A 13,075-nucleotide genomic window follows, 5' to 3' on the forward strand; every position below is an offset into this window, starting at 1 on the left:
AGGGACTCCAATCGCAGCATGGGTATATCGAAGCAGGCGGGAGGCCAGCCCCGTCCTTCGAGGCCCCTTCGGGGCGCTTCAGGATGAGGCTGGAGAAAGGTCGCAGCCCTGTTGCTTGTGTTGCCGCGATGATCAGAGCTTTCCCTCTGCCAGCAGTTGGCGGGTCCGCTTCAGCGTCGACAGCAGGGCGGCCTTGTAACCCGTTTCGCCGTCGAATTGAGCCTGCTCGGCCTGCTCTTCCGGGCCGTTCGGCTGCTTGCCGCGCAGGCCGAGATAGCAGTAGAAGCGCAGTTGCAGCTGACCTGCTTCATCCTCGAAGAGCTCGTTGACGATCGCTCCCTCGCGTGGCCCCGTCGCCTGAAAGAAGGTGATCTTGCTTTGCTGGTCCAGGGTGACGATCTCGCGCAGATCCTGCCCGCCGATCGTTGCCTCGCGCACGAAATGGGTCGGGCTTTCCTCCACGACATCGCAACGGGTGCAGAGACTGGCGGGAAGAAAGAGCCGGGCGTCGCGTGCCTTGCGTTCGAGACCTTGCCAGGCCTCGGCGCGCGTCAACGGGGTTTCGTCTTCCGGGTTCACCGGAACTGTGGCGGTCGAATAGATCATGGTGATAGTCCTTTCGAGGTATCCGTTGGTTGCTTCAGGCGGAAGCAACAGTTTCCGCGGCGAAGGCGGAATAGGAGCGCAGCGGGCGTCCGAGCAGTGCCGTCAGGCGCTCGACGTCGCCCGCCTCAGGCAGCATCCCGTCGGTCAGGAAGCGCTCGCCCATCAGGCGCATGTCGTAGGCCATCCAACCCGGCATGAACTGCTTGAGATTTTGCTCGAAGCCCTCGGTATTGTCGCCGCCGTAGTTGATCGGGCGGACGAGCACGTCTGACCAAATGGCGGCGATATCGGTTCCGGTCAGTGTCTCCGGACCGACGAGGTTGATGCGGTCGAGCGCCAGCGGCTCTGCAGCCTGTTCGCGGCGCAGCAGCTCGAGGGCGGCGATCTCGGCGATATCCCGAACGTCGATCATGGCGAGACCCTTGGGCCCGATCGGCATCGGGTAGGCGCCGTAGCCGGTGATGACGTCTTTGACCGTCAGATCGTTCTGGATGAAGTAGGCCGGACGCAGGATCGTCGCCTTGAAACCCATCTGCTCGATCATTCGCTCGACGCCGAACTTGCCGGCGAAATGCGGCACGTTGACGTAGACGTCGGCATGGATCACCGAGAGATAGACGATCCGCTCGATGCCGGCCGACCGGGCGACATTCAGCGCAATCAACGCCTGGGTAAATTCGTCCGGCACCACGGCGTTGAGCAGGAACAGGGTCGACACGCCTGACATGGCGTTGCGCAGGGAGTCGACGTCGAGGAAGTCGCCTTGGGCGACGCTGACGCCAGCCTGGAATTCGGCTTTCGACGGGTCGCGGACAAGAGCGCGGACATCGGCGCCGCGCTTGACGAGGTGTTCGACGACTTGGCGGCCAACATTGCCTGTGGCGCCGGTGACGAGAATGGTCATGGTCTTTCTCCGTGTTGGGTTTGCTTGACACGTCGAATATGTGTGGTTCACTGGCAGCCCGATAGACGGCGATTTTAGACAGACCGTCTCGCTGATGGAACAGACATGGATCTTCTTGCGCTTGCCGATTTCAATCTCGTTGCCCGCCATGGTGGCTTCGGCAAAGCTGCACGGGCCACGGGCCGGCCGAAGGCGACATTGTCGCGGCGTGTCGCCGAGTTGGAAAGCGGTCTCGCTCTGCGGCTGTTTGAACGGGGTGCGCGTAACCTGAAGCTTACCGAGGAAGGACGGGCGCTCTTCGAGCGGACGGGGGCGTTGCTCGCCGAACTGGACGAGACGGCTGCAGCGATTGCGTCCGGCGGTCAGAAACCCAAGGGAAGATTGCGGATCAGTGCACCCTTGCATTTTTCCCAGACCGCCATGGGAAGGATCGCCGCCGGCTTTGCCCTCCAATATCCGGAGGTGAGGCTCGAGGTGACGAGTGAGGACCGATCCGTCGATATGATCGAGGAAGGCTACGATCTGGTCATCCGGGTCAATCCGGATCCCGACGAAAGCCTGGTCGGACGGGTGTTTCTCCGCGACCGGCTGGTGGTGGTGGCAAGCCCCGATCTTCCCCACCCGACCGGCGGACACGCCGCCCCTGGCGTTGCGCGCGGGGCCGGCGAAGCCCAATCATGGCAGGTGAAGACATCAGGCGGCCGGTCGGCGATCAGGATCGAACCTGTGCTCACCTTGGCGACGCTCATCATGGTCCGGGATGCGGTGCGCGCCGGCGTCGGTGCAGGACGTCTTCCCATTTCGCTGGTCAGCCACGACCTGGCTGACGGCACCCTGGTCAATTGGGGGGATATCGACGGCCCCGAAATCGCTCTCTGGACGCTCTACCCATCGCGGCGGCTGCTCAGCGCGCGCGTGTCGGCGTTCCTGGACTTTCTGAAACAGGCCTTCCCCAATGGCACGGCTGACGAACTGGCCGCCTATATCGGCAGGTGATCACCGAACCCGCTTTCGGACGCAGAGAATCTGGCCCATAACCGACGAGATCGACATCCAGAGGAGAGCAGCGTGTTTCGTTATTGCTTGCGGAGAGGTATTGCGGGGCGGAGCCAAAGCCGATGCGCCCGCTCTGCGCGCCGTCTTTCGTCTTGATGCTGTTTATGATGTCAATTCCATCCCCAATAATTATTTTGGTTGAGTTCGCCAACGCTCCAGCTCAGCCTGCGTGAAGCGCGGCGTGATATGCTGCGGGCAGTTCCAGTCGAACGCCTCCACCGCGATGAGGACGAGACGTTCCACGCGAGCGGGGTAGTCAGGCACGGTCAGCTTCTTCGCCAGCACCGGATCGTCTGTCGCATCGATGATGCACATGTGACCAAAGATCTTCAGACGCCGCCGGTGCGCATAGTCCATCAGGAACAATGAGACGCGGTCATTCGTGCGCACATTGCCCGTCGTGATGTATTGTCGGTTACCGCGAAAATCCGCGAAGCCCAGCGTCGATGCATCGACGGTGGTGAGAAAGCCCGCGGGGCCGCCACGGTACTGCACATAGGGCCATCCGGTGTCCGAGACACTGCCGAGATAGAAACCATCGCGCGCCCTGATGAAGGTCGTTTCCGACGGACCCAGGCGCTGGCTCTGCCCGGTATCGTCTGCGTGGCCGCGCGCGCCTATCCGCTCCCACTGCGCCGCGCTGCCATAGTGTTCCTGCGCGGCCGCGACGGAGGCCGTCGTGGCGATACCGAGATATCTGGTGCTCATGCCGTTTCTACCCTTGCGACTGCCGGAGCGGGACCCGCCGCAGCGGACCTCAGTTCTGCAAGGCCCAGTCCGCTACCTGCCAGCGCATCTGCCCGCGGTCGGCGACGACACGGCCGAGCCCTGGGAAGGGCATGTGCGTGGCGGCGATGAGCGCGCCCTCCGAAGCGGCGCGAGGAAAAAAGCGGTCGCGCATCGCTTTGGCCGCTGCAGGGTCCTGCTCGAACAGGAAGAACACATCGGTCGCCCCAGGATGCACGACCGGAAAGATCATATCCGAAACCATGATGAGGCTCTGCCCGCCATCTTCGACCCGCACGCCGATATGGCCGGGTGTATGGCCGGTAAGGTCGACAATGGAGACGCCCCGCACAATCTCACGCTCGCCGTCAATCGCCTGGAGTTTCGGGTAGAGGCGCACGACCTCCCCCGCCATTTGGAAGCTGGTCTGCAGATAATCGGGCGCGCCGCTGCGCTTGGCCGGGTCGGTCCAATGGGTGACGTCGCGACGATCGATGTAGAGTTCCGCCTTGGGGTAGTTGTTCTTGCCCCCGACGATCAGACCGCCCATGTGGTCCTGATGCATATGCGTCACGATCACCGCGTCGATCTGGTCGCGCTGCAGGCCGAGCGCGCCGAGTGCCTGCGGCAGGTCGCCGGTCTGCCCGATCGAGCCCGCCGGACCGGCATCGATCAGGATCCGGCGCTCGCCATCCTCCACCAGATACTGGTTGAAGAGGAACCGCACGCCGCTCGGCCGGGCGGTGAACTGCGCGATTGCCGCCTGTTCGACCTCGGCCGCGGCGCGTCCCGGAAAATAATCGTAGGGCATATCGGCATACCCGTCCGTCAGGGCTGTCACCGTGAAGCGGCCAATGCGGATCTGCGCCAGCGGCGTAACGCTGACCGGCGTCTGAGCGGTATCCTGCGTCGCGGCAAGGGCGGGTGGGCCACCGATCAGGCCTCCCCCGAGGAGGCTCCCCCCGATGAGGCCTAGAGGAAGGGCGCTGGCAAAGGCGCGACGTGATAGTTGAGGCATGCCGTGTTCCTCCGGATCTTTGGCAATACGGGAGCCAGCCGGCCGGCATCCCCTGGACGACATGAAAGCTATGATATCCACAATTGATAGGGTATCCTACCATTTAGAGAACTTACCTCTCAAATTCCGGAAGGTTTCGATGGATCGGTTCGAAGCAATGTCGGTGCTGCTGGCGGTGGTCGAGGCAGGCAGCCTCTCGGCCGGGGCGCGGCGACTGCATGCACCGCTCGCCACGGTCAGCCGCAAGGTCGCAGATCTCGAAAAGCACCTTGGCGTGCGCTTGGTCCTGCGCACCCGCCGCGGCCTCGCCGTGACGGAGGAGGGGCGCGCCTTCGTCGCCGCGTCACGTCGCATTCTAGAGGAACTGGACGCGGCGGAGCGGCAGGCCAGCGGCGATTCCAGCGCGCTTCGTGGCGGGCTGCACGTGACCGCACCGATTGCCTTCGGCGAGCGCCATCTGCTGCCAATTGCGCTGGAATTCCTGAAGGAGCAACCCGATATCAACCTGCGCCTGAGCCTGGTCGATCGGCAGCTAAGTCTGGCGGATGAGCACGTCGATGTGGCCCTGCGGATCGGGCATCTGGCGGACAGCGCGCTTATCGCAACGCGCGTGGGCACCGTCCGCCGGGTGATCTGCGCGAGCCCCGACTATCTCGCCCGCCGAGGAGTGCCGCGTCAGCCGGATGAGCTCGCCCAGCATGACGGCATAAGCTTCCAGGGCTTCGCAACCGCGCCGGAATGGCGCTACCGCCGGGATGGCGCGGCCTTTGCCGTCGAACCGCGCTACAAACTCGCGGTCAACACGACGGAGGCTGCCATTCAGGCCGCACTGGCCGGTATCGGCATTATCCGCGTGCTGTCTTACCAGATCTCCGATCAATTGCGCTCCGGCGCGCTGCAGGAATTGCTGACGGAGTTCGCACCGGAACCGCTTCCGGTGAACGTTGTCCATGGACCAGCCGATCCCCTGCCGCTGAAGGTGCGTTGCTTCCTCGACTGGATCGTGCCCCGCCTACGCGCGCAGATGGCTGGCTAGCGTCCCCGCTATCCAGGCGCGCCGCCGTTAATGGCAGTCAGGCACACCGGTGCGAATGCTGCAAGGTGCAGCGCGCCTTCCCGAAGCTCCGAACATGTCGGGCCTTCCAGAAAGAGCCAAACATCTCCAGGACTGCAACGAGGGCGCAGAACTGCCGTTGATTGGAGGTGGGACCATAGATGTATTTCACATGTGATATTGGTTATTGTCCTGGGGCTGTGAGCGGTTTCATTAAGCGATCGTTCACGTATTCAAGGGGTTTGTACGTTTGCGTCCGGAGCTTCGATCGTGCTTTCCTACTTCTTTGGCCCGTACGTATTTGTACCGGAGCGGCAGTCGCTGATGCGGGATCAGACGGCCGTTCGTGTCGGTAGCCGCGCACTGGAAATTTTGGCGGCGCTGATCGAGCGTCCCGGCGAACTGGTGAGCAAGGCTGAGCTTGTGTCGCGCGTCTGGCCGGATACCTTCGTCGAGGAAAGCAATCTCAAGGTAAACGTTGCAGCTCTTCGTCGCGCGCTTGGCGATGCTCCGGGCGACATGCAATACATAGCGACGGTGAGCGGCCGGGGCTATCGGTTCGTCTTTCCCGTGCGTATTTCGGGGCAGAGTGACACCTCCGTCACGGCGACGTCTCAAGGTGCCCGCACGCACAATCTGCCTGTTTCAACAACCCGTTTGGTGGGAAGAGGCGAAGCTGTTGATGCAATCCGGTGCGCACTTGAGGTATCGCGCCTCTTGACGATCGTTGGCCCGGGTGGCGTCGGCAAGACGCGGTTGGCTCTCGCAATAGCTGATCAACTTACTGCTGCGTATCACGATGGCATCTGGTTCGTTGATCTGGCGACCGTGAACGATGCGACTCTCGTACCGACGGCGATCGCCACGGCGATGGGATTGAGGGTCCACTCGGCGAATATCAAAGCTGCGGTCGCCGCCTTCGCAACCGACCGGGAATTCATGCTTGTGCTCGACAATTGTGAGCACGTCATCGAAGCGGTGGCCTCCTGCGCAGAAACGCTCCTGGCCGCCGCCGCGAGGGTACGGATTCTCGCCACGAGCCGGGAACCCATGCGGGTTGTCGGAGAACAGGTCTATCGCCTGCCGCCTCTCGAAACACCACCCGAAGTGTCCGGACTTTCCGCAGCCCAGGCTTTGGCGTTCCCAGCGGTCGAGCTCTTCGTCGAGCGCGCGGCCGGAAGTCGCGGCGAGTTCAAGCTTAACGACGGGAACGCGCCAGTCGCTGCTGAGATCTGCCGCAGGCTCGATGGTCTGGCACTTGCGATCGAACTCGCCGCGCCGCGCCTGGATGCGTTCAGTACACGCGAGCTCCTCGACCTTCTCGCCGATCAATCTCATGTCTTGAGCGATAGGCGGTGTGGCGACCCTCGCCACCACACCTTGGCTGCAACGCTGGACTGGAGCTATGGCCTGCTCGCCGAGCCTGAGCGCGTCTTGCTGCGACGCCTCTCGGTCTTTGCAGGCGCCTTCAGTCTCGAATCGGCCTGCGCCGTTGCAGTCGACAAGGGTCGTGCCCGCTCCGGATGCATTCACGGTGTCGCGAACCTCGTTACGAAGTCGCTTATATCGACGGAGAGAGGAGAGCTCGGGACGCACTACAGACTGCTCGATACAACTCGCAAATATGCGCTGCAGAAACTTGCCGAGAGCGGCGAAAGCAACAGCCTGCGCCAGCGCCACGCCGAACATCTCCTCGAACTCGCCGAACGCGCCGAGGCGGAATGGAAAATCCGGCCAACGGCCCAATGGCTCGCCGAGTACGGGCGAAAGATGGACGATATCCGCGGCGCTTTGGGCTGGGCGTTCTCCGGGAACCGCAGCGTTGCCACCGGCGTAGCGCTCACGGTTGCTGCTCTCCCGTTTTGGGAACATCTATCGCTCCTGGAGGAGTGCCGCACCGGGGTAGAACTCGCCCTCAGTCGTTGTTTTGCCGATTTCCGCAGTGCGAGCGACGAGATGAAGCTGCAGCTTGCCTATGGCACGGCGCTGCTTCACACCCGCGGCCCGCTACCCGAAGTCAAGACCGCCTGGACCACAGCCCTCGGCTCCGCCGAAGTGCTCAACGACACCGAATACATGCTCAGATGCCTGTGGGGATTATGCGACTATTTCACCTGGACCGGCGATCACCAATCGGCCCTAACGATGGCGGATCGGATAAGAAGGCTGGCAACCGACCGCGGCGATCTGGATGCACGCAACAATGTCGATAGGCAGACTGGAACCGCTCTGCGCTACCTGGGAGAGCTTGCCGAGGCACGGCGTCACCTCGAACGGATGATCTCGCGATATTTCCCTCCCGTGACCCGTTCCGACATTGCGCGTTTCCAGTTGGACCCACGATCTGCGGCAAGGGGTACCCTTGCGAACGTCACCTGGCTGCAGGGGCATCCCGACAAGGCGGTTGCCATGGCGCAGCGTCAATTGGAAGAGGCACGGGCCTCGCAGCACGCCCTCGCGCTCTGCAATGCCATCGTCCACACGACCTGCCCCATTGCGCTGTGGACGGGAGACCTTGCTGCCGCGGAGCGCCTGCTTGTTGGCATCGAAGCCCATGTCGCGGAGCACGCGATGTCGATTTGGAGTGCCATGAGCCGCTGCCTGCGCGCAGAGTGGTTGCTGCAAAGCGGTGATCCGTCTGGACTGGCGATGTTGAGAGGCGCGCTCGATGAGCTTCTTGTGGTCGGTTTCCGCATGCGTTGCCCTTTCTATATCGGCGTTTACGCTGCGGGTCTGGGGGATTATGGGGACGTTGATGCGGGGCAGACCGCGATCGGCGAGGCAGTCGCGCTTTCGGCATCGACCGGCGAAATCTGGTGCATGCCGGAACTGCTGCGCATAAAGGCGGTTTTGTTGGGCAAGGAAAGCGCCCCCCGGACGGCAAAGGCCGCAGAAGCCCTTTATTTTCAGTCGCTCGACCTCGCGCGCCACCAAGGTGCACTCTCATGGGAGTTGCGCGCCGCAACGGCTCTCGCCGAGCATTGGGCTCAGTCGGGACAAAGCGAAAGGGTTGGCGGGCTTCTGGCGCCGATTTATCGACGCTTCGGCGAAGGGCTCACCACCCGCGATCTGGTGAAGGCGCGCGCACTCCTCGATAGCCTGGGGGATGCTGGCAAGGGGAGCAAAAGCGCTGCTCGTCAGGCTCGTCGCGATGGGCATACACATCCGAACTCCTAGCTAGCGCGTCAGCGCTCGCGTACGGCGATCCAACATGAGAAGGATCGGAGCGATCGCGGCAATGCCCGCGAAGATTGAGAAGGCCTCGACGTAGCGCGTACCTTCGGCGGCCATGATGTGCAGCGATGCCGGGCCAAGTCCAGCGCCCATGGTCAAAGCCATGTAGTTGATGCCGAAGAGCTTGCCGAAGCTTCGCATTCCGAAGCGTTTCGACAGCAGGTAGCCGATCGCGTCGCCCTCTGCTCCGGTGGCGAGGCCGAAGAAGACGGCGCTGACATAGACCGGGATCAGACCTTCGGAATTCAACAGAATGAAATGACCGATAACGGGCGACAGGAAAGCCAGGCTGGTCAACGGGACCGGGGGAAATCGATCGAGCAGTGCCCCGAAGCCGAGACGCATGACAATGAAGGACAACCCCACAAGGCTCATGACCAAGGCCGCCATTGCCGGATCCGCTCCGCGATCCGCCAGCACGACAGGGAGCGAAATAGACCCGGCTGCAGCGGCGAAGTAGTTGAGAAAGAATGCGCCCAGCATCAACCAGAAGCTTGCCGTCTCCACCGCCCGGCGAACAGTGTGGCCCTCGCCCCCTGTGCGGTCGGGTCGCTGAAGCACGGGTGGATCTCGAATGGCGAAAAGCGCGACGGGAAGCGTGACCGCCATCGATATCAGACCGGCTGCCATGAAGGCAAAGCGCCAGCCCCACTCGGAAATCAGCAATGCAAGGAACGGAGGAAGCGTTGCGATCCCAAGCCCCACGAAGGAAAGCATGACACCCAGTGCGAGACCGCGTCGCGCGGAGAACCATCCGACCACCACATAGGTGTAGGGCACGCCGGTCTGCGCGGCACCCATGAGGCTTGCCACGGCGACGGCCACGATGAATGTGGTCAAATTCTGAGACGCAATGCCGACCCCGATAAGGCCGATCGCCATCGACATGGACGATACGGCAAGCACCCGGCGCGGGCCGAACCGATCCGTCAACGCCCCTACTACAGGCGACATAAGACCGTTTACGACGGCTATCGGTGCGACGACGGCGGCCACAACGGTCCGATCCCACCCAGTATCCTCGGTGATCGGCACGATGAAAACGCTGAAGCCATAGATCAGCACGATTCCGATGCTGAAATACATTCCCGCGCCTGCACCCAGCACGATTGCAATCCGTCTGGTCCGCCCCGCCGTTGTGTCCATATCCCTTATGAGCCTCTGTTGGCGCCGGTCCGGGGGCCGCGGTCCGCGCGCAGGAAGATACCAGGTCGTCCTTATCGTACTGGCCGGATGGCTGTTCGGTTCACCAAATTTCCCAGATCTTAACCAGCCTCGCAAGCGCGGACGCGTTAGAATTTGCGCAGTCACCCCGCGAACACAGGAGGCAACGATGTCTCGCGATCTAAAGCCAGCTACCCAACCGGACCCGGAGCGCCGCGCCATCCTTCGCGCCGCCGGAGGCGTTGCAATCGGCGGAATTGCCGCTGCCCTCGCAGGCGATGCAACTGCGTTCGCACAGACGCCAGTCGCAGCCGGCGATCCAGGTTCGCTGGGTGCCCGGCTTCAGGGCGTACAGCATTTCGGCCTGACCGTGCAGAACATGGAACGCGCGTACGAGTTCTACACAGCCGTACTCGGTGGGACCGAAGTCTTCCGCCATGGTGACTTTCAAGGCGACGCCGTGCAGAACACACTGCTTGCCGACCAGGAAATCCTGGCCAATCAGCTCGGCGTCAATCCGCGGACGATCGGCGTGCCTGACCTCAGGGACGGCGCCCAACGCCTGGATGTCCGATTCATCCAGTTCGACAACGTCGTCATTGAGCTCTTGCAGTATCGCGATGCGGACCAACCGATGGGTGGCTCCAAGGCGTTCGCGGAACCTGTGGAGCACATGAGCCCGGCTTTTCCGCGAATGATGCACATCTGCTTCTATGTCCGGGATGATGTCGACTTCAATCAGTTCATCGCCGATCTCGAGGCGGAGTCCGCACGACGCGGCATGACGCAGGTGCGGGCAAATCGCATCATACGTGTTTCGACAGAAGACGAACGAAAGGCGGCCCCCCAGAGCGCCAACACCAATAAGGTGACCGTTGCGCCATCAGACGGCTGGGAACTGATCTATTGCAAGGGCCCGGAGGGGGAACAACTGGAGTTCGTGAAGGCGCTTGGACCGGTGAAAAAGCGGTTTGCCGATGCATTGGCGGCGCATCTGCAACTTGCGAGCGCGAAGTAGGCGCAAGAGGCATCAGCATCACTTTGCAAGCCGGCATCCGGATTTGGCCAGCGGGCCATCTTACCGCGCTTGGCAAGATAAGGAGAAACGACATGATCACAACGCTGCGGCTGCAAGCTTCGGCTATTCTGCTCGGGGGCCTGCTCGCGGGACCCGTTCTCCAAACGGACGCGCTCGCACAGGAAGGCCCGGGCCAAGGCTATGCCAAAATTGCAAGTGGGGCCTATTCGATTGTTGCCGAGGTCCGTGCCAAACCGGGCAAGGAGGCCGAACTGCGGGCCGTCACGCTTCCTCTCATTGACCTTGTCCGCAACGATCCCGCAAACCTCGTCTATTTTCTTCAGGAGAACCGTGAGACCCCCGGACACTTCATCTTCTACGAGATATTCGCCAACGAAGCCGACTTTGAGGCTCATAACGCCATGCCGTATGTGAAGGAGTGGTTTGCCAAGCTGCCCGAACTCGCCGATGGCGGAGTGAAGGTGATGCGAATGCAGATTCTCGCGCCGGCTGGCGACTAGCACACTTCCCACGAAACTGGTCCCACGGAACTGGACGTCGGCGAACGAGGGCCATCGCGGGATTGCTCGGGGAAGAACACGCCGCGCCGCAGGCGCCGCTTTTGCACACGACACCATCGAGCCAGGAAGGAGCTGCAAGATGAGACTCGAGGGCAAGGTTGCATTGGTCACAGGAGCCGCAGGTGGTATCGGTTTCGCAGTCGCGGAGCTGTTCAATAGCGAAGGTGCCATCGTTATCGCCGGCGACATCAAGCCGTCCGAAAAACCATATCCCGACGCCGTCGAGGCAATGACACTTGATGTGACCAGCGAAGAGCAATGGGCAACGGTCGTTGCCGCGATCGTCAGGAAACATGGCCGACTTGACGTGCTTGTAAACAATGCCGGCATCATCGCCTACGAGCCGCTCGACAAGCTGGAGATGAAGGACTGGGTGAAGATGATCGCCGTCGACCAGACTGGTGTCTTCCTCGGCATGCGGGAAGCAATTCGCGTCATGCGCAAGCAGCAAGCGGGTTCGATCGTCAACATCTCTTCGATCTGGGGCAGTGCAGCGGTTGCGGGTGCGCATTCCTACCATGCCGCCAAAGGTGCAGTCCGCAACATGTCGAAAAACGCGGCGATGACGTACGTATCCGACGGGATCCGGGTCAACTCCGTGCATCCGGGCTTCGTACACACGCCGCTGACGGATGCACAGGCGCCAGAGCTCAATGAAGCTGTCATCGCGGCAACACCGATGAAGCGCGGTGGCAGGTCGATCGAGATCGCCTATGGCTGCCTGTATCTGGCTTCCGAGGAGGCAAGCTACGTGACCGGCGTCGAGTTGAACATCGATGGCGGTTATCTTGCCCAGTAGCGCAAGAGACATGCGGGTCATCGCGGGCGGCTCCATCAGGTAGATGGCCGAAAACAACCGGCCTTCCCCAGTGGCACGGCGGACGAACTGTCCGCCTCTATCGGCAGATGATGACCGCGCTTTGCCGGCCTCATGGATGAGCCCCGCGGCACATGATTCATGGAACGCGCAGCGGCTTATGCGAGATGACGGAGGATGGGCGCGTGCTTTCGCCGCGACCCCGCAGTCGAAGAAAAGCCTTCCTGCGAAACTCCTCGAATCAAAGTCGATTTTAGGGTAAAATTAACCAGTGCATCGAGAGGGCTGAAACGTCCTTGCGCGCCGCATGCGTCGCGCAGCGCTTACGAAGGAAAGATGAGCCAATGAAAAGGTTAGCAATCGTTATCCTGTCGCTGGTGACCGCGCTGACGAGCGTCCCGCCGGCCATGGCGTTTCCCACCGTTGCCATGCCGAAGATCGAAGCCCCGGAGGCGCAGCCGGTCCAGTACAGACATTACCGCGGCGGTGGATACCGAGGCGGCTATCGAGGTGGATACCGAGGCGGCTATCGAGGCTATCGCGGGGGTGGATACCACAACGACAATTGGGCTTGGGGTCTCGGCGGGTTCGCGACCGGCGCAATCATCGGCGGAATGCTGGCGCAGCCTTATTATGGCCGAAGCTATTACGGTCAGGGTTACTACGACCAGGGCTACTACGGATCGCCCTATTACGGTCCGCCGCGCTACTACGGCTCGACCATTTACCGTCCGCGCTACTACGCGCCGCGTTACCGCCAGGTCTATAATGGCGGCAACGGACATACGAGTTGGTGCTATTCGCGCTACCGGTCTTACAGGGCTTACGACAACACGTTCCAACCCTATTACGGTCCGCGGCGGGCGTGCGTCTCGCCCTACTAAGGCATGTCGCGCA

Annotated in this window: 12 protein-coding genes; 7 read left to right on the forward strand and 5 right to left on the reverse strand. The window is 62.0% G+C overall.

The genetic code is table 11. The features are described from left to right. Positions 1 to 132 precede the first annotated feature (132 nt). Together OLZ32_RS34965 and OLZ32_RS34970 are read right to left on the reverse strand one after the other, a co-directional pair. On the reverse strand, positions 133 to 606 hold the full coding sequence (locus tag OLZ32_RS34965) for an AtaL-like protein (protein WP_264424915.1): 474 nt from the start codon (positions 604 to 606) through the stop codon (positions 133 to 135). Between the two features lie 34 nt (positions 607 to 640). After that, a complete protein-coding gene (locus OLZ32_RS34970; protein WP_264424916.1) occupies positions 641 to 1,510 on the reverse strand; it encodes an SDR family oxidoreductase in 870 nt (289 codons plus the stop codon). Positions 1,511 to 1,615: 105 nt separating this feature from the next. On the opposite strand from OLZ32_RS34970, the gene OLZ32_RS34975 reads away from it, so the two are divergent. After that, on the forward strand, positions 1,616 to 2,506 hold the full coding sequence (locus OLZ32_RS34975) for a LysR family transcriptional regulator (protein WP_264397310.1): 891 nt from the start codon (positions 1,616 to 1,618) through the stop codon (positions 2,504 to 2,506). A 189-nt stretch (positions 2,507 to 2,695) separates the two neighbouring features. On the opposite strand, the gene OLZ32_RS34980 is transcribed toward OLZ32_RS34975, so the two are convergent. Together OLZ32_RS34980 and OLZ32_RS34985 are read right to left on the reverse strand one after the other, a co-directional pair. Then, entirely contained in the window at positions 2,696 to 3,274 is a 579-nt protein-coding gene (locus OLZ32_RS34980; protein ID WP_264397309.1) for a pyridoxamine 5'-phosphate oxidase family protein, read from the reverse strand. A gap of 49 nt (positions 3,275 to 3,323) precedes the next feature. Further along, positions 3,324 to 4,310: an MBL fold metallo-hydrolase gene (locus OLZ32_RS34985; protein WP_264397308.1), complete on the reverse strand. Its 987-nt coding sequence runs from the start codon at positions 4,308 to 4,310 to the stop codon at positions 3,324 to 3,326. A gap of 139 nt (positions 4,311 to 4,449) precedes the next feature. Between OLZ32_RS34985 and OLZ32_RS34990 the strand changes: the two genes are divergently transcribed. Together OLZ32_RS34990 and OLZ32_RS34995 are read left to right on the forward strand one after the other, a co-directional pair. After that, a complete protein-coding gene (locus OLZ32_RS34990) occupies positions 4,450 to 5,346 on the forward strand; it encodes a LysR family transcriptional regulator (protein ID WP_003546216.1) in 897 nt (298 codons plus the stop codon). Between the two features lie 288 nt (positions 5,347 to 5,634). Next, positions 5,635 to 8,541, forward strand: a complete 2,907-nt coding sequence (locus tag OLZ32_RS34995) for an ATP-binding protein (protein ID WP_264424917.1) — start codon at positions 5,635 to 5,637, stop codon at positions 8,539 to 8,541. Here OLZ32_RS34995 and OLZ32_RS35000 read toward each other — a convergent pair whose 3' ends face one another. Then, positions 8,542 to 9,705, reverse strand: coding sequence for an MFS transporter (locus OLZ32_RS35000; protein WP_264424918.1), 1,164 nt, complete (start codon positions 9,703 to 9,705; stop codon positions 8,542 to 8,544). A 436-nt stretch (positions 9,706 to 10,141) separates the two neighbouring features. Here OLZ32_RS35000 and OLZ32_RS35005 point away from each other — a divergent pair, with 436 nt between their 5' ends. The 4 genes from OLZ32_RS35005 to OLZ32_RS35020 all read left to right on the forward strand — a co-directional run bounded on the left by OLZ32_RS35005 (position 10,142) and on the right by OLZ32_RS35020 (position 13,062). Continuing rightward, the gene (locus OLZ32_RS35005; protein ID WP_264424988.1) at positions 10,142 to 10,780 is read left to right on the forward strand and encodes a VOC family protein; all 639 of its coding nucleotides are present in this window, start codon (positions 10,142 to 10,144) and stop codon (positions 10,778 to 10,780) included. Between the two features lie 92 nt (positions 10,781 to 10,872). Next, the gene (locus OLZ32_RS35010; RefSeq protein ID WP_264424919.1) at positions 10,873 to 11,301 is read left to right on the forward strand and encodes a putative quinol monooxygenase; all 429 of its coding nucleotides are present in this window, start codon (positions 10,873 to 10,875) and stop codon (positions 11,299 to 11,301) included. 139 nt (positions 11,302 to 11,440) lie between these two features. Beyond that, entirely contained in the window at positions 11,441 to 12,160 is a 720-nt protein-coding gene (locus tag OLZ32_RS35015) for an SDR family NAD(P)-dependent oxidoreductase (protein WP_264424920.1), read from the forward strand. A 362-nt stretch (positions 12,161 to 12,522) separates the two neighbouring features. Next, the gene (locus tag OLZ32_RS35020) at positions 12,523 to 13,062 is read left to right on the forward strand and encodes a BA14K family protein (protein WP_017990655.1); all 540 of its coding nucleotides are present in this window, start codon (positions 12,523 to 12,525) and stop codon (positions 13,060 to 13,062) included. Positions 13,063 to 13,075 lie beyond the last annotated feature (13 nt).

The sequence above is a fragment of the Rhizobium acaciae genome, from assembly GCF_025941625.1.
In the GTDB taxonomy this organism is placed as follows: Bacteria; Pseudomonadota; Alphaproteobacteria; order Rhizobiales; family Rhizobiaceae; genus Rhizobium; species Rhizobium acaciae.

Excerpts from the sequence above, each read along its gene's own strand:
- OLZ32_RS34975 (WP_264397310.1), top strand. The coding sequence starts at position 1,616 with ATGGATCTTCTTGCGCTTGCCGATTTCAATCTCGTTGCCCGCCATGGT.
- OLZ32_RS34970 (WP_264424916.1), bottom strand. The coding sequence starts at position 1,510 with ATGACCATTCTCGTCACCGGCGCCACAGGCAATGTTGGCCGCCAAGTC.
- OLZ32_RS34965 (WP_264424915.1), bottom strand. The coding sequence starts at position 606 with ATGATCTATTCGACCGCCACAGTTCCGGTGAACCCGGAAGACGAAACC.
- OLZ32_RS35005 (WP_264424988.1), top strand. The coding sequence starts at position 10,142 with ATGGAACGCGCGTACGAGTTCTACACAGCCGTACTCGGTGGGACCGAA.
- OLZ32_RS34980 (WP_264397309.1), bottom strand. The coding sequence starts at position 3,274 with ATGAGCACCAGATATCTCGGTATCGCCACGACGGCCTCCGTCGCGGCC.
- OLZ32_RS35010 (WP_264424919.1), top strand. The coding sequence starts at position 10,873 with ATGATCACAACGCTGCGGCTGCAAGCTTCGGCTATTCTGCTCGGGGGC.
- OLZ32_RS34990 (WP_003546216.1), top strand. The coding sequence starts at position 4,450 with ATGGATCGGTTCGAAGCAATGTCGGTGCTGCTGGCGGTGGTCGAGGCA.
- OLZ32_RS34985 (WP_264397308.1), bottom strand. The coding sequence starts at position 4,310 with ATGCCTCAACTATCACGTCGCGCCTTTGCCAGCGCCCTTCCTCTAGGC.
- OLZ32_RS35020 (WP_017990655.1), top strand. The coding sequence starts at position 12,523 with ATGAAAAGGTTAGCAATCGTTATCCTGTCGCTGGTGACCGCGCTGACG.
- OLZ32_RS35015 (WP_264424920.1), top strand. The coding sequence starts at position 11,441 with ATGAGACTCGAGGGCAAGGTTGCATTGGTCACAGGAGCCGCAGGTGGT.